The following is an 18,243-nucleotide window of genomic DNA, read 5'->3' on the forward strand; positions in this document are numbered from 1 at the left end:
GTTAGTCTTCTTTGCCGACGCAAAGAAGAGTGACCGGCAGCCCCCGCAGGGGGATGTCGTATGGCTCTTGGGTGCAATAACCATCGCCGTTCAAAGAAACAGCAGACCAACCCCGCAGGCAGATGTCGTACGGCCCTTGGCTACAAAAACCAACGCCGCAACAAATCCCTCCCAAACCCCACCCCTTGACATCCCCCCTCCCCCCTCCTATCCTCCCACCTAAATTCCCTAAGTAAGACTAACGTTCTATTCTACAGAACACAAAAATCATCCGCCGGTGCCGTGCACCACCCCAATCCGGAGACACAACACAATGAAACGCTTCCCCATCCGCGCCCTGCTGCTGCTCGCAGTCCCCGCCCTGCTCGCCGCAGGCGCCATCCCCGCTGCCGCGGACACCTATCCGAGCCAGCCGGTACGCCTGGTGGTCCCTTTCCCGCCGGCCGGCGGCACCGACGTCATGGCGCGCCTGGTGTTCAACAAGGTGGGCATGACCACCCACTGGAACGTGGTGGTGGAAAACCGCGCTGGCGCGGGCGGCAATATCGGCATGGACGCGGTGGCCAAGGCCCGCCCCGATGGCTACACGCTCGGCATGGGCCAGACCGCCAACCTGGCGATCAATCCCACGCTGTACCCCAGGATGCCCTACGACGCGGTCAAGGACTTCACCCCGGTGGCACTGGTTTCCGCGCAACCGCTGGTGCTGATCGTGCGCAAGGACGCGCCGTACAAGAACCTGGCCGACCTGGTCACCGCCGGCAAGGCCAGGCAGCTCTCGATGGCGTCGGCCGGCACGGGCACTGTGGGCCACCTGACGGGCGAGATGTTCGCGCGCCGCACGGGCATCAAGATGCTGCACGTGCCCTACAAGGGCGCCTCGCCGGCGCTGACCGACCTGCTGGGCGGCCAGACCGACTTTTACTTCGCCACGCCGCCGATCGCGCTGCCGATGATCAAGGCCGGCAAGCTGCGCGCACTCGGCGTGACCTCGGCCAAGCGCCTGCCGCTGCTGGCCGACGTGCCGACCGTGATCGAAGGCGGCTATGCCGGCTTCCAGGCGGAGGACTGGAAGGCGCTGGTGGCGCCGGCCGGCACGCCGGCGGAGATCGTCAAGCGCGTCAACGAGGAGATCAACAAGGCCATCGCCCAGCCCGATACCATCGCCAAGATGCGTGAGGAAGGCAGCGAGCCGCGCGGCGGCTCCCCGCAAGACCTGGCCGCGTTCATCAAGGCTGAAAACACCCGCTGGGGCACCCTCGTGCGCCAGTCCGGCGCCAAGGTAGAGTAACGCCTTCGCCGCTCGCCGCGGCCGGCTTCGCCACTGCGAAGCGCCGCGGCACCCACACCTCAAAGCCTCGCCATGCAAAAACCGCTACGCCATATCCGCGTCCTCGACCTCACCAACGTGCTGGCCGGGCCCTTCTGCTGCCACCAGCTCGCCCATATGGGCGCCGAGGTCATCAAGGTGGAAACCCCCGGCACCGGCGACCTGGCCCGCCAGCTGGGCGCCGACGCCGAGCTCAACAGCCGGCTCATGGGCGTGTCCTTCCTGGCGCAGAACCCCGGGAAGCGCTCCATCACCATCAACCTCAAGCACGCGAGCGGCAAGGAAGTCTTCCGCAAGCTGGTGCAGAGCGCCGACGTCCTGGTGGAGAACTTCCGCCCCGGCGTGATGGACCGCCTGGGGCTGGGCTTCGAGGCGCTCAAGCAGATCCATCCCAAGCTGATCTATTGCGCCATTTCCGGCTTCGGGCAGGACGGCCCGCTGTCGGACCTGCCGGCGTACGACCAGATCATCCAGGGGATGTCCGGGGTGATGAGCATCACCGGCGACCCGCAGACCGCGCCATACCGCGTGGGCTACCCGGTCTCCGACACCATCGGCGGCATCACCGCGGCCTTTGCCGTGGCCGCCGCGCTGGCGGATCACCAGCGCACCGAGGGTTACTTCATCGACGTGTCGATGCTGGAAGCCACCCTGGCCACCATGGGCTGGGTGGTGTCCAACTACCTGATCGCAGGCAAGACCCCGGCGCCGATGGGCAATGAGAACATGACGGCCAGCCCGTCGGGCGCGTTCCATACCGGCGAGGGCCTGATCAATATCGCTGCCAACAAGCAGGAGCAGTTCGAAGCGGTCTGCCGCGTGGTGGGCCGCCCGGAACTTGCCACCGACGCGCGCTTCGCGCAGCGCCAGGCGCGGCTGGCCAACCGCGCCGAACTCACGCGCGAGCTGGAGGCAGAGCTGGCGAAGAAATCCGCCGATGCGTGGTGGAAACTGTTCAACGAGGCGGGCGTGCCGGCCGGCCCGGTCTACAGCGTGCCGCAAACGCTGGATCACCCGCAGGTGAGCGGGCGCGGCATGATCGGTGAGTTTGCCGACGTGCCCGGCGTGGGCCGCGACATCCGGCTGGTGCGCACGGGCTTCAAGCTCAATGGCGAGGCCCCGTCGGTCGACACCCCGCCGCCGGAGCTCGGCCAGCACACCCGTGAGATCCTCGCCCAGCTTGGCTACGGCGAGGCGGATATCGAAACCCTGCAAAAGGAGCGCGCGGTATGAGTGAACCTACCAAGGCAAACACCGGCACCAATGACATCAACGAAGGCCAGCGCCTCTCCCAGGACTGGTGGCGCACCGAGATCATCGACATGCAGCCCGGCGAGATCCGCTACCGCGGCTATCCCATCGAGCAACTGATCGGCCAGGTGTCGTTCGCGCAGATGATCTGGCTGATGCTGCGCGGCGAGCTGCCGGCGCGCGGGCAAGGCGAGTTGCTGGACGCCGCGCTGATGTCGGCGGTGGACCACGGCCCGCAAGCGCCGAGCATCGCCATCGCCCGCATGGCCGCCACCTGTGGCGTGGGCCTGAACAATGCGATGGCGTCCGCCGTCAACGTGCTGGGCGATGTGCACGGCGGCGCCGGCGAGCAGGCGGTGGAGCTGTACCAGGATGTGGCACGCCGTATCGACGGCGGCGAAACCCAGGAAGCCGCGGTCAAGGCCGCCCTGGCGGATTACCGCGACAACCACGGCAAGTTCGTGTCCGGATTCGGCCACCGCTTCCATCCGCTAGACCCGCGCGCCCCGCGCCTGCTGGCGCTGGTGGGCCAGGCCGCGGCCGATGGCGTGGTCTCGGGCCGCTTCGCCACCATTGCACGCGCGGTGGAGGCCGAACTGGGCGCGGGCCGCAGCAAGCCGATTCCCATGAATATCGACGGGGCCACGGCCGTGATCTATGCGGAGCTGGGCTTCCCGGCGCCGCTGGCGCGCGGGCTGTTCTGCCTGTCGCGCTCGGTCGGGATCCTGGCGCATGCCTGGGAGCAAACGCAGCAAGGCGGCCGCAACAAGGGCCCGATCCCGCGCCAGTACATCTGGACTTACGACGGCCACCCGCCCCGGGACGTGCCGACGGCGCAGGACTGATCCAGGCTCAGAGGCAACGCTACCGGCCCTAGCGGTCCTAGCGGCCAGGCACGTGGGCGGAGTCGCCCACGTCGCCGGGCACCGGGCGCGTGGACGGCGCCATCCAGGACGCCAGCGTATAGCGGTCCCGGCCAAACTCCTTGGCCGCATAGAGCGCCCGGTCGGCCGCCGCGAACAAGGCGCGCCATAACCCTTCCACCCCCGCCGCCCCGCCCCGCAGCTCGGCCACGCCGATGCTGACGCTGGCAAACGCCGCCGAGTCGCCGGGCAGCGCAATGCCGCGCACCTTTTTCAGGATCCGGTTGGCCAGCGCGGTGGCCTGGCCCTCGTCGGTATGCGGGCAGAGGATGCAGAATTCCTCGCCGCCGTAGCGCCCGGCCACATCGGAGGCACGCCGCGAGTTGTCGATAGCCTCGGCGATCAGCTTGAGCACGGTGTCACCGGCATGGTGGCCATGCCGGTCATTGACCTGCTTGAAATGGTCGATATCGATCACCAGGCAGGACAAGGGCTGGCCGTGACGCTCCCAGGCAGCCACCAGGCTGATGGCCGCCTTGTCGAGCGCGCCCCGGTTGAGCAGGCGCGTCAGCGCATCGAGCCTGGCGCCGCTTTCATTGGTGGCAATGACCTGCTCCATCGCCATGACCGTAAACCCGAACAAGGCCAGCAAGGTGCCCACCAGCGGCGCCACCAGCAAGATCCCGTTGGCACTGCTGGCATAGAACGGTCCTGAGGCCACGTTGCCTGCCAGCCCGGCGGCGAATCCGGCCAGGTGCGTGGCCAGGTGAACGAGGCTGGCAATCACCACCAGGGGCGTGCCCACGCTGCGCCGGCCATCGTAGGCATGCAGCAGGGTGACGACCGTCAGCACCGCCACCAGGGCCAGGCAGCCGTAGCCGATCACATGCATGCGTGCCTGGCCGCCAGCCATGCCGGCGGCGCCAACCAGCGCCAGCGCTGCCACCGTCACGCCCACCGCGAGCGTGCGATCCCACGACGCCATGCCGTAATACACCCGCACGCCGCGGTAGATCAGCAGCCTGCCGGCGATAAAGGCAGCCGCCCCGCCCGCGCTGACGTAGACCAGCCTGGCCGAAGCGTTGGCCGCCAGCACCAGCCCGGCGGCCGACACCAGCAGATGCCCGAGCGCCCACAGGCGCCCGGCCGCGCTGGGCCGCAAGGCGCCGAGCAGGCCGGCCGAAATGGCCAGCGTGCTGGCGTACACCACCACCATGACGACGACAATCGTTTGCTGGTCTAACTGCACGGAATTCCTTTGAAGATGCCGTGTTGCCGGTGACGTTGACGGAAGGCTTCAGAGGCAGGCCCGGTTGCGTGGTCAACTTCGCAAAGGCGCATGATATCGCCACGGACGCCGACAGGGCCACCCCCGACAAGCCGGGCATCGTCCTGGCTGCCGGGCACGGCACAAGGAGCAAGGCGCAAACGCCGGGGAGCAAACACCACACCCGAACCGGTTCCGCACCGATCTGGGGCAGCTCAGGCGGGAAACGGGAACGTGCCCCCCAGCGCCAGGGTCAGGTCGCGGGCTGCCCGCAGGACGTGCGGGCGGAAGGCCTCGTCGAAGCGCGGCGTCGGGCAGGTCAGGGTCAGCGCGCCCTTGAGCTCGCCGTCCGGGCCAAACACCGGCGACGATACGCCGGCAATCTCCGGGAGACGATCCCCGACCATCGCCGCGACGCCCTCTTCCCGTATCTTCTGGTAAAGGTCCCCCCGCGCCCCGCTGAACGCGCGCAGCACGCGGCCACCGGCGCCGCGGTTGCGCGGCAGCAGCTCGCCCGCCTTGGCATGGTCGCGCACCGGCTGGGGCGAGTCGACGCGGTACAGGCACAGGCGGTGCTCGCCCTGCTCGACGTGGTAAGCGGCGCTTTCGCGCGTGGCCTGCACCAGCTGGCGCAGCACCGGCATGACGATGAGCTCGAGCGAGAACGAAGCCGAATACACCGAGTTCAGCCGCGCTACTTCCGGGCCTAGCCCATAGCGGCCATCGGTATGGCGCAGGATCAGCCTGGCATGCTCCAGCGACGCCAGCAGGCGCAGCAGCGTGCTTTTGTAGAGCCCGGTGCGCTGGGCCAGCTCCACCAGGCTCAGCGTGGTGTCGCCCAGGTGGAACGCGGAAAGCACGAACAAGGCCCGGTCTACGGCTACGGCGCCGCCTTCGGCGGCATGTTTGTCGGCTTCGGAGAGCTGGGCGGCTTTACGTGGCATGAAGGAAACAGGGCAGGAAAGGTCAGGAATGCGGGAATGCGGGAATGCAGGAATGCGGGAAAAAGCGGAGCGGCGGCGTGGCACAGGGCCGGCATCCCGTCGGCCGGGGAAAGCCAGTGGCATAGCCGCACGGAGTTCCACGGTACAGAACGGTACCAGCCTTGTCAATCGGTGCCACGAGCGGGTGTGGAGGGATGCCTCGCTGGCCAGAGGCCCTGCGGCGAAGCGACGCAGGGCCCGCGCGAAGCGTGCGGCCAAGCAATCCGGTGGCGGCGCCTGTCGCGCATTCACATTGGGCGCCGTCCTGCGTCAGTGATGATGGCCGCCACCATGGAACCCGCCCTGGAAGCCGCCGCGTGGCGCGCCGACAAACGACCCGCGCGAGCCGCCATGGAAGCCGCCGCCCGGGCGCGGCAGGAACACGCGGTGCATGTTGTGCGCGTGATGAAAGCGGTCGACAAAGATAAAACTCGCGCCAAAGCCGACGCCAACCGGCGTCCAGTACCAAGGGTCGTAGTAGTAAGCCGGCTGCCCATACGCCACCGCGCCGCCCGAACTATCCACCATCTGCCAGGAGCCATCCGGCTGCAGGCAGGCCAGCCCCACCACCTGTTGCAGGTAGCCGTCGATCTCCACCTGCCCTGCCATCTGCTGGCAAGGCGACGAATAGCCATTCCATGCGTCCGCGGCCACCGCCTGCGCCGCCGCGGGCGCGCTCAGGCCGAGGCCGGCAAGTAACGCCGCCACGGCACCCAGAGCCTTGCTCATGATGTCATCCCGGGATCGAATGCCCGACGTTGCGATGCGCCGGGCTATTGCCCGAACCGCATCCCGCGGCACATCGGTTTGCCTGCCGGACCCGCTGGCACGCTTGCGCGGCGCGCGTTCCTGCATTCGGTAAACGGATCAGGCGCCCCGTTTATTCCATGCATTCCCGCTGCGTTCCGCGCTCCCTTGTCCCTTGTTATTGCCATGCCTGCGGATCGCCGCCCAGGCTCGCGCAGACATCGCCGGCGATGGCGCGCAGCCGCGCTTCGGCCAACTGGCCGGAGAGCGCATAGCCGGCCCCGCCGCTGACCCAGTAAAAGGTGCGGCGATCCGCCTGGCGCAGCACGCCAAGCGTGGCCAGGGCGGGCGCGGCCGGCGTGATGTAGAGCGTGAGCCGCTCGCCGGCCGGGTCCTGGTACATCAGCTGGGCGGCCGGGCCTGCCTCGCCCGCCAGCAGGCGACCGCCCAGCAGCGTGAAGCCGTATTCGTCCAGCGACGGAATGGTGAGCGTACGCGCGAGCCGGCGCGACAACCACGCGCGCAGGTGCGCCTGGTCGGCTGCCGCCACCTCGACCGGATGACGCTCTTCAGGCGCGAACACCACATAGGCGGCGTCGGCACGGCGCGCAAATGCGTTGGGGTCCGCGCTGGCGCCTGGCAGCCACGCCACGCCGAATGCAAGCGCCAGGCCAGCCATCACCCAGCCCGTGGCGGCAAGCGCACTGCGCCACCACGGCACGCGCGCCCGGACCAGCACGTAGCGCAGGTCCGCTGGCAGCGGGAACAAGGCCTTGAGCGCGGCGTTCTGCTGGACATAGTGCTCCGCCAGCTCCGCCGCCCGCGCGTCATGCGCGAGGGCCGCGCGCAGGGCCGCCCCTTCGGCCTCGGGCAATTCGCCGTCCACCAGCGCGCACAGCCGCGCCAGGTCGGGTGCAGGCTCGCTGGCGTTCGGGTCAGAGGCGGGGCCGGGGCCGCGGTCGTCGTTCATGGCGTGTTCCTCACCACCCTTAGCGGTACGTGCCGCTCGCCGGCGCCACCCGTGCCACCAGAGCCGCCGGCGCCATCGGCCAGCAACGCGCGCAGATGCTCGCGCGCGCGGGACAGGCGCGACATCACCGTGCCCAGCGGCACGTGCAAGACCGCGGCGGCTTCCTGGTAGCGCAGGCCTTCCAGCACGATCAGCAGCAGCACCTCGCGCTGCTCGATCGGCAGGCGGTACAGCGCACGCTGCACATCGCGCAGCATCAGCCCGTCGACTTCGCTGGCAGGGGCCGCCTGCCGCTGCCAGAGCGGATCGGCCGCATCCAGCGCCACTTCGCGGCGCCGGCGCAACTGATCGATGTAAAGGTGGCGCAGCACGGTCAGCATCCAGGCCCGGGCCTGGATGCCTGCGGGCAGCCGCTTGCCTTGGGCAAGCGCGCGCTCCGCGGTGTCCTGTACCAGGTCATCGGCCCACGCCGCGTCGCCGGTGAGCGCGCGCGCATAGCGCCGCAGCTGCGGAAGCCAGACCGCGATGTCGTCGCCAACGCTCACTGCTGACAGGACATGGGGGGCGCATCTGCAGGCATCGGGGCAGGGATCAATATCCCCTCGTCCCCATGCCGCCGGTGCCACTTGTGCCACTCGTGCCACTCGTGCCGCGGCTGCCATCGCGCGAGGCCGAGGCGCCGCCGGACCCGTCGCCACCGCCATCGGAAGAACAGGCCGCCACCGCCATCAAGGCTAGCAGCAGGGCAGAAACCAGGCGGAGCGCTTTCATGTTGGTCTCCTTGGCGGGCGGGCCGCATGGTGACGCCATCGGGTGATGCCGCCAATCGGTCCTGCCCACCCGAGTAAACGCGTGGCGCCCCGGTTTTATTCCGCAAAGCGGATGTTTTGCCCCCGCTCCCACGCAGCGCGCAGCATGGCCCACATCTTGGCCCGGCCCGTGCGGCGCACGATACTTCGAGACGCTTCTTGCTTTGTCATGCAAGTGATCTAGAGTGATGTGATGCACCATTTCGCCCGGCTGTGGCGGTGCCGGAAGGGCCACAGCGTGCAACGACACGATGCCGTGATCGCGCAATGGCTGGCATGAGTGCACTGATACGGGCTCGCATTCGGTTTGCGGAAATCACCTCCCCCTACCCTCTTCGCCTTTGTCCTGCCACGCCGCATGGCAGGGTCGGGCATCCAAGCTTTAGCGGCCTGTCCCGCACGCCGCGCGAGGCTTGCGGCCATCGCCGGCGCCCTGATCGCAGCGCCTATCCATAGCCGAATCCACGACAGCCGCCCGCCAGCCGGCAAGGCCGGGGCGGCGGTTGCTCACCTGCCAGGCGCCAACCGGGACAACGGTTGCCGGCGCACGGCTCCGATTACCGTGCCGTGTAGCGGCTCTGCCTGTCCATGCCGGGTGGCCAGCGCGTGCGCGTGTTGTTTGTGCTTCTCGTCCACTTTCACCGATTCCGAGGTCCCTTCATGCGCATCGAGCGGGTTCCCTTTCGCCATATCAGTGCCGCGACGGTTGCCGTAATTCTTGCTGCATGCGGACAGAAGCCCGCCGCGCCGCCGCCGCAGACGCTGGAGGTCGGCGTCGTCACCGTCAAGCCGGCCACCGTGCCCGTCACGTCCGAACTGCCGGGCCGCACCAGCGCGTACCTGGTCGCGCAGGTGCGCGCGCGGGTCGACGGCATCGTGCTGCGCCGCGAGTTCACCGAGGGCGATGAGGTCAAGCTGGGCCAGCGCCTCTACAAGATCGACCCAACGCCCTACATTGCCGCGCTCAACAACGCCAAGGCCGTGCTGGCGAAGGCACAAGCCAACGTGGGCACGCAGAACGCACTGGTCCAGCGCTACAAGATCCTGGTGGCGTCCAACGCCGTGAGCAAGCAGGACTACGACAACGCCGTGGCCGCGCTGGGCCAGGCCGTGGCCGACGTGGCATCGGGCAAGGCAGGGGTGGAAACCGCGCAGATCAACCTGGGCTACACCGATGTCGTGTCCCCCATCAGCGGACGCAGCGGCTTGTCGCAGGTCACGCCGGGCGCCTATGTGCAGGCCAGCCAGGCCACGCTGCTGACCACGGTGCAGCAACTGGACCCGGTCTACGTCAACCTGACGCAATCGAGCGTCGAGGGGCTGCGGCTGCGCCGCCAGATCCAGGAGGGCCGCCTGCAGACCACCGGCGCCAATGCCGCCAAGGTCACGCTGCTGCTGGAAGACGGACGCGCCTATCCGCAGCCCGGCAAGCTCCAGTTCACCGACGTGAGCGTGGACCAGAGCACGGGATCCGTGACGGTGCGTGCGATCTTCCCGAACAAGGATCGCGTGCTGCTGCCCGGCATGTTCGTGCGCGCGCGCATCGACGAGGGCGTCAACGACAAGGCCATCGTCGTGCCGCAGATCGGCGTCACGCATGACGCGAAGGGGCAGGCCGTGGCGCTGGTCGTCGGCCAGGACAACAAGGTGACGCAACGCCAGATTGTCACCACCGGCACCTACGGCAGCGGATGGGTGGTGGACAGCGGCCTGCAGCCGGGCGATCGCGTGATCGTCAATGGCGTGGAAAAAGCCAAGCCGGGCATGACGGTCAAGCCGGTCGAAGCCCAGGTACCGGCGCAGCCGGCCTCCGGCGCGCAGGCCATGCCTGGCGCCGGCGCGCCAGCGGCATCGGCGCCTTCCGCAGCATCGGCAGCATCGGCCGCGCAATAACCGGGAGCCAGCTTCATGGCAAAGTTCTTTATCGACCGGCCGATTTTTGCGTGGGTGATCGCGATCATCCTGATGCTGGCCGGCCTCGCCGCGACCACCACGCTGCCCATTGCCCAGTACCCCACGATTGCCCCGCCGGCCGTGCAGATCAGCGCCACCTACCCCGGCGCTTCCGCCAAGACCGTCGAAGACACCGTCACGCAGGTAATCGAGCAGCAGATGAGCGGCCTGGACCACCTGCTGTACCTGTCGTCGACCAGCGACGACTCCGGCACCGCCACCATCACGCTCACTTTCGCGGCCGGCACCAACCCGGACATTGCGCAGGTCCAGGTGCAAAACAAGCTGCAACTGGCCACCCCGCTGCTGCCGCAGGCCGTGCAGCAGCTGGGCACCAAGGTCACCAAGTCGAGCAGCAGCTTCTTGCTGATCCTCGCCTTCGTGTCCAAGGACGGCAGCATGGGCCGCTACGACCTGGCGAACTACGTGGCGTCGAAGGTGCTGGACCCGGTCAGCCGGATCGACGGCGTCGGCACGGTGACGCTGTTCGGCTCGCAGTACGCCATGCGGATCTGGCTCGACGCGACCAAGCTGAACAACTACAGCCTGACCCCGATCGACGTCAAGAACGCGGTGGCCGCGCAGAACGTGCAGGTCGCTGGCGGCAGCCTGGGCGGCACGCCGTCGGTGCCGGGCCAGATGCTGCAAGCCACCATCACCGAGGCCACGCTGCTGCAAACCCCCGCGCAGTTCGGCAATATCCTGCTCAAGGTGAATACCGACGGCTCGCAGGTGCGCCTGAGGGATGTGGCGCGCATCGAGCTGGGCGGCGAGAACTATAACTTCGACACCAAGTACAACGGCCGGCCGACCGCGGCCTTCGGCATCCAGCTCGCCACCGGCGCCAACGCGCTGGCCACGGCCAAGGCGGTGCGCGCCAAGATGGCCGACCTGCAGCGCTACGCACCGCAAGGCGTGGTGGTGGAGTATCCGTACGACATCACGCCGTTCATCACGCTGTCGATCGAGGAAGTGATCAAGACGCTGATCGAGGGCATCGTGCTGGTGTTCCTGGTGATGTACCTGTTCCTGCAGAACCTGCGCGCCACGCTGATCCCGACCATCGCGGTGCCCGTGGTGCTGCTGGGCACCTTCGCGGTGATGTCGGTCGTTGGCTTCTCGATCAACACCCTGTCGATGTTCGGCATGGTGCTGGCCATCGGCCTGCTGGTGGACGATGCGATCGTGGTGGTGGAAAACGTCGAGCGGGTCATGGCCGAGGAAGGCTTGTCGCCGCGCGACGCCACGCGCAAGGCCATGGAGCAGATCACCGGCGCGCTGGTGGGCGTGGCGCTGGTGCTCTCGGCGGTGTTCGTGCCGGTGGCATTCTCCGGCGGCTCGGTGGGAGCGATCTACCGGCAGTTTTCACTGACCATCGTTGCCGCCATGGTGCTGTCCGTCTTGGTGGCCCTGATCCTGACGCCGGCGCTGTGCGCTTCCATGCTCGAGCCGATCCCGAAAGGCCACCACGATGAAAAGACCGGCTTCTTCGGCTGGTTCAACCGCACCTTCGCCAGGAGCCAGAAGAAGTACCACGGCGGCGTGGAGCACGTGATCCGGCGCTCGGGCCGTTGGCTGGTCATCTACCTGATGGTGATCCTGCTGGTGGGCTTGCTGTTCGTGCGCCTGCCGAAAGCCTTCCTGCCCGAAGAGGACCAGGGCACCATGTTCGTGCTGGTGCAGGCACCCGTGGGTTCCACGCAGGAGCGTACCGCCAAGGTGCTGCTGGATGTGCAGGAGTACCTGCTCAACAGCGAGAAGGAATCCGTGGAAGCGGTGCTGACGGTTAACGGCTTCAGCTTTGCCGGCCGCGGCCAGAACTCGGGCCTGGTGTTCGTGCGGCTCAAGGACTTCTCCCAGCGGGAGTCCGCCAACCTGAAAGCACCCGCTTTGGTCGGGCGGATTTTCGGGCACTTTGCCGGATACAAGGACGCCAACGTGTTCCCGTTGAACCCCCCTTCCATTCCGGAACTCGGCACGGCCGCAGGCTTCGACTTCGAGTTGCAGGACCGTGCCGGCGTGGGCCACGAGAAGCTGATGCAGGCGCGCAACATGCTGCTCGGCATGGCGGCCAAGGACGCGCTGCTGGCACAGGTGCGCCCGAACGGCCTGAACGATACGCCGCAGTTCAAGGTCGACATCGACCGCGAAAAAGCCAATGCGCTGGGCGTCAGCGCCGCCGACATCGACCAGACCTTCTCGACCGCCTGGGCGTCGTTATACGTGAACAACTTCCTCGATACCGACAACCGGATCAAGAAGGCCTACGTGCAGGGCGAACCGAGGTTCCGCATGAACCCGGAGGACCTGAACGCCTGGTACGTGCGCAATGCGACTGGCACGATGGTGCCCTTCGGCGCCTTCGGCTCGGGGGCGTGGATCTTCGGGTCCCCCAAGCTCGAACGCTTCAACGGCATCCCGGCGGTCGAGATCCAGGGCTCGGCGGCAGCCGGCAAATCGACCGGCCAGGCGATGAACGCCATGGAAGCCATCGCGCAGAAGCTGCCCGACGGCATCGGCTACGAATGGACCGGCTTGTCGTACCAGGAGCGCCAATCCGGCTCGCAGGCGCCACTGCTCTATGGCATCTCGATCCTCGTCGTGTTCCTTTGCCTGGCCGCGCTGTATGAGAGCTGGTCGATCCCGTTCTCGGTGATCATGGTGGTGCCGCTGGGGATTTTGGGCGCGCTGCTGGCCGCCACCCTGCGTGGGCTGGAGAACGACGTCTTCTTCCAGGTCGGCCTGCTGACCACGGTGGGGCTGTCGGCGAAGAACGCCATCCTGATCGTGGAGTTCGCCCGCGACCTGCGCGACCAGGGTATGAGCACCGTCGACGCGGCGGTGGAGGCGGCACGCCTGCGCTTGCGCCCGATCCTGATGACATCGCTGGCCTTCATCCTTGGCGTGCTGCCGCTGGCGCTCAGTAATGGCGCCGGCTCCGGCAGCCAGCATGCGATCGGCACCGGCGTGATCGGCGGGATGCTGACCGCCACCTTCCTCGCGATCTTCATGATCCCGATGTTCTTCGTCGTGATCGGCAAGTTCAGCAAGACCAAGCACAAGCCCGGGTCGCCGCCTGCGCCCGTCCCGTCCGGCCATGCGGGCGGCGGCAATGACGATAGCAGCGATAGCAGCGATGGCGACGCCGGCACGCCTGGCCAAGGACATTGAGATGCCCAGACTCGCACTGATCGCCGCCGCCACCGCCATCCTGGCTGCCGGCTGCACGCTCCAGCCGCGCTATGAGCGCCCCGCCGCCCCCGTTGCCCCCACCTTCCCGGCCGGCGGCGTCTACGACGCCCAGCCGGACGCCGCCAGCGCCACGGCCAGCACGCCGGCCCCGGAGATCGGCTGGCGGGACTTCTTTGCCGATGCGCGCCTGCAGCGCTTGCTGGAACTCGCGCTCAAGAACAACCGCGACCTGCGCGTGTCGGTGCTGAACATGGAGGCGGCGCGCGCGCAGTACCAGATCAGCCGCGCCGGCCTGTTCCCGGCCGTCAACGCGGTGGCCTCGCAGAGCCGCTCGCGCACGCCGGAGAACCTGTCCTTCCTTGGCAAGACCATCTCCGGCGAGTATTCGGTGGGCCTCAGCGCGTCGTGGGAAATCGACTTCTTCGGCCGCATCCGCAGCCTGAACGACCAGGCCCTCGCGCAGTTCCTGTCGCTGGCGGAAAACCGCAGGGCGGCGGAGCTAGCCTTGCTGTCGTCGGTGGCGAACCAGTACCTCACCATGCTCAGCTACGACGACGCGCTGGCCGTCACGCGCGCAACGCTGGTGACGGCCGAGGAGTCTTTACGCATCACCAGCCTGCAGTTTGACGTCGGCACGGGCTCGGAGCTGGCCCTGCGCCAGGCCGAAGGCGTGGTCGAGCAGGCGCGCGCCAACCTGGAAACGGAAAGCCGGTTGCGCGCGCAGTCCGAGAATGCACTGGTGCTGCTGGTGGGCGAGCCGCTGCCGGATAACCTGCCGCCTGGCCTGCCGCTCAACAGCCAGGCCTTGCTGGCCGACATCCCGGCGGGCTTGCCGTCCGACCTGCTGACCCGGCGCCCGGACATAGCCGCCGCGGAGCAATCGCTGCGGGCAGCCAATGCCAACATCGGCGCGGCGCGCGCGGCGTTTTTCCCGCGGGTGACGCTCACCGGCAGCGCGGGCACGCTGTCGCCCACGCTGGGCGGCTTGTTCAAGCCGGGCTCCGGCGCCTGGTCGTTCGCGCCACAGATCACCTTGCCGATCTTCCAGGGCGGCCAGAACATCGCCGCGCTGGACCTGGCGCAGGTACAGAAGCGCATCGAGATCGCCACCTACGAGAAGGCCATCCAGACCGCCTTTCGGGAGGTGTCCGATGGCCTGGCGGCGCGCGGCACCTTCGACAACCAGATCAAGGCGCTTGAGCGCTTCACCGGCTCGCAAGAGCGGCGGCTGGTGCTGTCGGACCTGCGATTTCGCAACGGGGTGGACAGCTACCTGAGCGTGCTGACCGCGCAGAACGACCTCTACAGCGCGCAACTGCTGCTGATCAACGCCCGGCTGCAACGGCTGACCAACCTGGTCGATCTCTACCAGTTCCTCGGCGGCGGCTGGATCGAGCGCGCGGGCGACACGCCCCGCCCCTCGGACGCGCCGCTCGACTACAGCGCGAACGCGCCAGGCCCGGCGGCCGCGCCGTAGCGTGCCCGATGTGTGTCCGCTGCGGGTCCGCAGCGGGTCCGTCAGGCCAGCCGCTGGCAGCTATACACCTCGGTCCGGTAGGGAAACGCCACGCTGGCCTTGCCGGCCAGCGCCGGGCTGCCGTCGATCACAGCCAGCAGCCGGGCGCGCACCGCGTCCTGCTCCGCGGCCGGCAGCGAGGCAATGAAGCTGACCGACATCACCCGGTCCACGATCACCTGCTGCGCGGGGCCAACGTGCTCGTAAGGCAGGCTGGCCAGCCCCAGCTCGCCGAAGCCGCTGGCCGGGAACACCTTCTTCCAGTCACCCTTGTAGAAGCGCGGCGCGTCGCCCTCGAGCGGGGTCATGATGGCGGTCAGCTGCGCCACCCAGTCGACCGACTCATCGCGCACGTTCCACACCAGGCCGAGCTTGCCGCCCGGGCGCAGCACACGGCCGATCTCGGCCATGGCCGCGGCGTTGGCAAACCAGTGGAACGCCTGCGCGCAGACCACCGCATCGACACTGGCGTCGGGCAGCGGGATGCCCTCGGCCGTGCCCGCCAACGCCTGCACGGCGGGCAAGGCGGCGCTTAGCTGGGCGCGCATCGCGGCCACGGGTTCCACCGCGATCACGCTGGCGCCGGTGGCCAGCAGCAGGCGGCTGAACTTGCCGGTGCCGGCGCCCAGGTCCAGCACCGTCTTGCCGGGCTGCAGGCCGAGCTCCGTCGTCAGCCAGCCGCCAAGCGCGCTCGGATAGTCGGGGCGCCCGCGGGCGTAGGTATCGGCCTGGCTGGAAAAGCCCTGGGCAGCGGCGTGGTGGATGTCGGTCATGGTTGCGCGTCTCTCATCTCTCTCGTGCGTTGGACAGGCACTCCGGAGCCAGCCCCTTGCCGCAGCGGCCCTGGAGTGGAGGAAGGAAGTGGAACTAGAACGAAGGCACCGGGTTCTCGCCCTGGCTGACCTGGTACTTGCCGTCCTGGAAGCGATAGCGCACCACCGCATCCAGCGATTTGCGCCGCGGCTTGGCCGCGCCTCCCGGTACTTTGACCTCCTGGCCCCGGAACGTCACGGTCAGGTCACCCGGCGTGTCCGCGCCAAGGGCAAATGCCGGTTTGCCCTCTACCGCATAGCAGACCTGCTCGCCGGCGTCCTGGCTATCCGCGCCGCGTTGCGCGAGCACGGCGGACTTGCCTGACAGCGCCTCCTCGCATGGCTCGAGCGCGCCGGAATTCTCCGCGCTCATGGCCTCGCCGGCCAGCAGGGTGGAGATCTGCCCCGGCGCCAGGCGATAGAACGACGCCCAGCTGCCGCAATAGCCTTGCCAGCAACCGCCCCAGGTCAGGGTGAGCGCAAAGTCCGTGGCCGATATCTTCGCGATCGAGGACTCGCCGAGCGAGCCTTGCCCGCCTGAGAAGTCGTAGCCATCAACGCGCCGGCTGAGCCGCCAGCCGCCGGGGCTTTCGCCACTGGCCGTGGCATCGCGCGTAAAGAAGTACGCGCCCAGCCAGGCACCCGCCGCGTGGCTATTGTTGCGCGTGCCGCCTTCATCCACCACCATGCCCTCGGTCAGCATCGCCGCATGGGTGTCGTCCAGCCGGATCACCTGGATCGGCTTGACATCGATGGTGCCCTCCACCAGCGGCGCCTCGCCCGTGCCCTTGTAGTCCGGGTCCGGCAACGCGGCGCGCACCACGCGGCCTTTGTCGTCGTCGCGCCAGGCGGGAAAGGCCAGCAGGATCAAGGCCTCGCGCTTGAGGGTGTCGGCCTGCGCCACCGCGGCGGAGGCCGGCGCGGCCTGCGCGGACGAAGCGCCAGCCGCCGCGGGCGGGGCCTCATGCCGCGAGCAGGCGGACAAGCCGAGGCAAAGCGCCAGGGCCGGCGCCAGCATCCGCCTGGCAATACGTCGGGAATCCGCAGAGGCGGCACGAAGCGAGCAAAAGGTCATGTTGACGGCGGGCGCAAGGGCCGCGGCTGCGCGGCCAGGGATAGGGAGGCAAAGCGGGAGGCAAAGCGAGAATCACGAACTGCGGAAACCGTGGCAAATGGCCACGCGGATGCCGCGCACCGCACTATCCGCGAGCTGGTCCGCGCCGTCAAGGCGGGCCGGCTGCCATCCGGGCCCTCAAGCCGGGGCGTCGGGTGTAGTGGCGGAGCCCATGGCGGCCTCCAGCGCGGGCAGGTTGCCCTCGCCGAAGCCATGGTAGTTGTCGCGCTGGACGATTTCGAAGAAGAACTCGCCGGCCTCGCGGCGGGCAAAGGCTTGCAGGAAGGCCTCGCGCGTGCCGTCGGCGCGCAGCGCGCCGTCCACCAGGATGCCGTAGCGCCGCAAGGCCACCAGATCCAGCCCGTGGCCCGGCACGCGCGCGTCGACAGTGTCGTAGTAGGCCGCGGGCGGCTCGACAAAGCGCACGCCGTTGCGCGCCAGGGCGGCGGCGCTGGCCACCAGGTCGTCGGTCGCCAGCGCAATGTGCTGGATGCCCTCGCCATGATGCCCCGACAGGTAGTGCTCCATCTGGTCGTGGCGCTGCGTGCCTTTCTCGTAGATCGGGATGCGGATCAGGCCGCAGGGCGAAAGCAGCACGCGGGAATCGCTCGCGACATGCCAGCCGGCATTGACCTCATGGATCTCGCGAAAGCCCAGCACCTTGCGGTAGAAATCGAGCCACTCTTCCAGATGCCCGGGGTCGACCGCCTGCGTCACGTGATCCACGCGGGCCAGGCCGGCGCCAGCGGTAGTGGCGGCAGTATCCGTGGCGGCATGCGCCAGCGCGCGGAAATCCACGTCGTAGATGGAGATGTCGCCCACGTCGCCGGGCCGCCCCTCCTTGCCGCGCCAGCGGTCGATAAAGTAGATGATGGATCGGCCAATGCCCTGGATGGCCGGGATATTCAGCTCCATCGGGCCGACCGTGCCGGCCTCGAACGGCCATGCACCGGCATCGACCGCGCGCGCGAATGCCGTGGCGGCATCGTTCACGCGGATGCCGACCGCGCAGATCGAGAGGCCATATTCGGAGGCATAGCGGGTGGCGAAGGAATCCGGCTCCGCGTCAACGATGAAATTCATCTCGCCCTGGCGGAACAGCTTCACGTTCTTGTGCCGGTGCTGGGCAATGGCATGAAAGCCGAAACGCTCGAAGGTACGCCCAAGCGCCGCGGGATCGGGGGACGCAAATTCGACGAACTCATAACCCATGATGCCCAGCGGGTTCTCCCAAGGCTGGAAATCGTCGGCGCGCGGCGAAAAAACGTCTGCCGGTCGGCTCATGTCTGCTCCTTTTTATGTGGTCCGTGGTGGCTGCGGGTGTTAGCCATCATAGCAAGGGCCATGGCTTCGCTCTAGCCCGGCGCCGTGCCCCGCCGTGGCGCCGTGGCGGGGTCGGCCAGCGGCAGCCGAAGCGTAGCGGGCGCCCCGCGCGC

General features: G+C 68.2%; 15 protein-coding genes. 6 read left to right on the plus strand and 9 right to left on the minus strand.

Translation table 11 applies throughout. The features are described from left to right. Positions 1-313: 313 nt before the first annotated feature. From AC1Q7Q_RS13445 to AC1Q7Q_RS13455, 3 genes are all read left to right on the plus strand, one after another. The gene (locus AC1Q7Q_RS13445; RefSeq protein WP_492376590.1) at positions 314-1,291 is read left to right on the plus strand and encodes a Bug family tripartite tricarboxylate transporter substrate binding protein; all 978 of its coding nucleotides are present in this window, start codon (positions 314-316) and stop codon (positions 1,289-1,291) included. A gap of 72 nt (positions 1,292-1,363) precedes the next feature. Beyond that, positions 1,364-2,563, plus strand: coding sequence for a CaiB/BaiF CoA transferase family protein (locus AC1Q7Q_RS13450; RefSeq protein ID WP_253933369.1), 1,200 nt, complete (start codon positions 1,364-1,366; stop codon positions 2,561-2,563). Then, positions 2,560-3,426 carry a citryl-CoA lyase gene (locus AC1Q7Q_RS13455; protein ID WP_492376591.1) on the plus strand — a complete coding sequence of 289 codons (867 nt, stop codon included), beginning with the start codon at positions 2,560-2,562 and terminating at the stop codon, positions 3,424-3,426. The genes AC1Q7Q_RS13450 and AC1Q7Q_RS13455 overlap by 4 nt, the downstream gene beginning before the upstream one ends. A 37-nt stretch (positions 3,427-3,463) precedes the next feature. Here AC1Q7Q_RS13455 and AC1Q7Q_RS13460 read toward each other — a convergent pair whose 3' ends face one another. From AC1Q7Q_RS13460 to AC1Q7Q_RS13485, 6 genes are all read right to left on the minus strand, one after another. Beyond that, a complete protein-coding gene (locus AC1Q7Q_RS13460) occupies positions 3,464-4,693 on the minus strand; it encodes a GGDEF domain-containing protein (RefSeq protein WP_492376592.1) in 1,230 nt (409 codons plus the stop codon). A 233-nt stretch (positions 4,694-4,926) separates the two neighbouring features. Next, a complete protein-coding gene (locus AC1Q7Q_RS13465; RefSeq protein WP_492376593.1) occupies positions 4,927-5,655 on the minus strand; it encodes an IclR family transcriptional regulator in 729 nt (242 codons plus the stop codon). Between the two features lie 309 nt (positions 5,656-5,964). Beyond that, entirely contained in the window at positions 5,965-6,423 is a 459-nt protein-coding gene (locus tag AC1Q7Q_RS13470) for a hypothetical protein (RefSeq protein WP_416053151.1), read from the minus strand. 196 nt (positions 6,424-6,619) lie between these two features. Beyond that, complete coding sequence (locus AC1Q7Q_RS13475; protein ID WP_492376594.1) at positions 6,620-7,411, minus strand: anti-sigma factor family protein; 792 nt, start codon at positions 7,409-7,411, stop codon at positions 6,620-6,622. Continuing rightward, positions 7,408-7,956 (minus strand): sigma-70 family RNA polymerase sigma factor, encoded by a 549-nt coding sequence (locus AC1Q7Q_RS13480; protein ID WP_492376595.1) that lies wholly within the window; start codon positions 7,954-7,956, stop codon positions 7,408-7,410. The genes AC1Q7Q_RS13475 and AC1Q7Q_RS13480 overlap by 4 nt, the downstream gene beginning before the upstream one ends. Positions 7,957-8,002: 46 nt before the next feature. Then, complete coding sequence (locus tag AC1Q7Q_RS13485) at positions 8,003-8,182, minus strand: hypothetical protein (RefSeq protein ID WP_492376596.1); 180 nt, start codon at positions 8,180-8,182, stop codon at positions 8,003-8,005. 698 nt (positions 8,183-8,880) lie between these two features. Here AC1Q7Q_RS13485 and AC1Q7Q_RS13490 point away from each other — a divergent pair. Genes AC1Q7Q_RS13490 through AC1Q7Q_RS13500 form a run of 3 tightly spaced genes read left to right on the plus strand, consistent with a single transcriptional unit; the run spans position 8,881 to position 14,842 of the window. Continuing rightward, positions 8,881-10,113 carry an efflux RND transporter periplasmic adaptor subunit gene (locus AC1Q7Q_RS13490; protein WP_492376597.1) on the plus strand — a complete coding sequence of 411 codons (1,233 nt, stop codon included), beginning with the start codon at positions 8,881-8,883 and terminating at the stop codon, positions 10,111-10,113. Between the two features lie 15 nt (positions 10,114-10,128). Next, positions 10,129-13,344 (plus strand): efflux RND transporter permease subunit, encoded by a 3,216-nt coding sequence (locus AC1Q7Q_RS13495; protein WP_492376598.1) that lies wholly within the window; start codon positions 10,129-10,131, stop codon positions 13,342-13,344. Between the two features lies 1 nt (position 13,345). After that, positions 13,346-14,842 (plus strand): efflux transporter outer membrane subunit, encoded by a 1,497-nt coding sequence (locus tag AC1Q7Q_RS13500; RefSeq protein ID WP_492387171.1) that lies wholly within the window; start codon positions 13,346-13,348, stop codon positions 14,840-14,842. 41 nt (positions 14,843-14,883) lie between these two features. Here the strand turns inward: AC1Q7Q_RS13500 and AC1Q7Q_RS13505 are convergent, their stop codons facing one another. From AC1Q7Q_RS13505 to AC1Q7Q_RS13515, 3 genes are all read right to left on the minus strand, one after another. Next, the gene (locus tag AC1Q7Q_RS13505) at positions 14,884-15,654 is read right to left on the minus strand and encodes a class I SAM-dependent methyltransferase (RefSeq protein WP_492376775.1); all 771 of its coding nucleotides are present in this window, start codon (positions 15,652-15,654) and stop codon (positions 14,884-14,886) included. A 94-nt stretch (positions 15,655-15,748) separates the two neighbouring features. Then, positions 15,749-16,711 carry a hypothetical protein gene (locus tag AC1Q7Q_RS13510; protein WP_492376774.1) on the minus strand — a complete coding sequence of 321 codons (963 nt, stop codon included), beginning with the start codon at positions 16,709-16,711 and terminating at the stop codon, positions 15,749-15,751. 234 nt (positions 16,712-16,945) lie between these two features. Next, positions 16,946-18,091, minus strand: a complete 1,146-nt coding sequence (locus tag AC1Q7Q_RS13515) for a 4-hydroxyphenylpyruvate dioxygenase family protein (protein WP_492376773.1) — start codon at positions 18,089-18,091, stop codon at positions 16,946-16,948. Positions 18,092-18,243 lie beyond the last annotated feature (152 nt).

Source organism: Cupriavidus sp. GW823-FHT07A04, assembly GCF_058794615.1.

Excerpts from the sequence above, each read along its gene's own strand:
- AC1Q7Q_RS13465 (WP_492376593.1), bottom strand. The coding sequence starts at position 5,655 with ATGCCACGTAAAGCCGCCCAGCTCTCCGAAGCCGACAAACATGCCGCC.
- AC1Q7Q_RS13500 (WP_492387171.1), top strand. The coding sequence starts at position 13,346 with ATGCCCAGACTCGCACTGATCGCCGCCGCCACCGCCATCCTGGCTGCC.
- AC1Q7Q_RS13485 (WP_492376596.1), bottom strand. The coding sequence starts at position 8,182 with ATGAAAGCGCTCCGCCTGGTTTCTGCCCTGCTGCTAGCCTTGATGGCG.
- AC1Q7Q_RS13450 (WP_253933369.1), top strand. The coding sequence starts at position 1,364 with ATGCAAAAACCGCTACGCCATATCCGCGTCCTCGACCTCACCAACGTG.
- AC1Q7Q_RS13515 (WP_492376773.1), bottom strand. The coding sequence starts at position 18,091 with ATGAGCCGACCGGCAGACGTTTTTTCGCCGCGCGCCGACGATTTCCAG.
- AC1Q7Q_RS13470 (WP_416053151.1), bottom strand. The coding sequence starts at position 6,423 with ATGAGCAAGGCTCTGGGTGCCGTGGCGGCGTTACTTGCCGGCCTCGGC.
- AC1Q7Q_RS13445 (WP_492376590.1), top strand. The coding sequence starts at position 314 with ATGAAACGCTTCCCCATCCGCGCCCTGCTGCTGCTCGCAGTCCCCGCC.
- AC1Q7Q_RS13490 (WP_492376597.1), top strand. The coding sequence starts at position 8,881 with ATGCGCATCGAGCGGGTTCCCTTTCGCCATATCAGTGCCGCGACGGTT.
- AC1Q7Q_RS13455 (WP_492376591.1), top strand. The coding sequence starts at position 2,560 with ATGAGTGAACCTACCAAGGCAAACACCGGCACCAATGACATCAACGAA.
- AC1Q7Q_RS13495 (WP_492376598.1), top strand. The coding sequence starts at position 10,129 with ATGGCAAAGTTCTTTATCGACCGGCCGATTTTTGCGTGGGTGATCGCG.
- AC1Q7Q_RS13475 (WP_492376594.1), bottom strand. The coding sequence starts at position 7,411 with ATGAACGACGACCGCGGCCCCGGCCCCGCCTCTGACCCGAACGCCAGC.
- AC1Q7Q_RS13510 (WP_492376774.1), bottom strand. The coding sequence starts at position 16,711 with ATGCTGGCGCCGGCCCTGGCGCTTTGCCTCGGCTTGTCCGCCTGCTCG.
- AC1Q7Q_RS13505 (WP_492376775.1), bottom strand. The coding sequence starts at position 15,654 with ATGACCGACATCCACCACGCCGCTGCCCAGGGCTTTTCCAGCCAGGCC.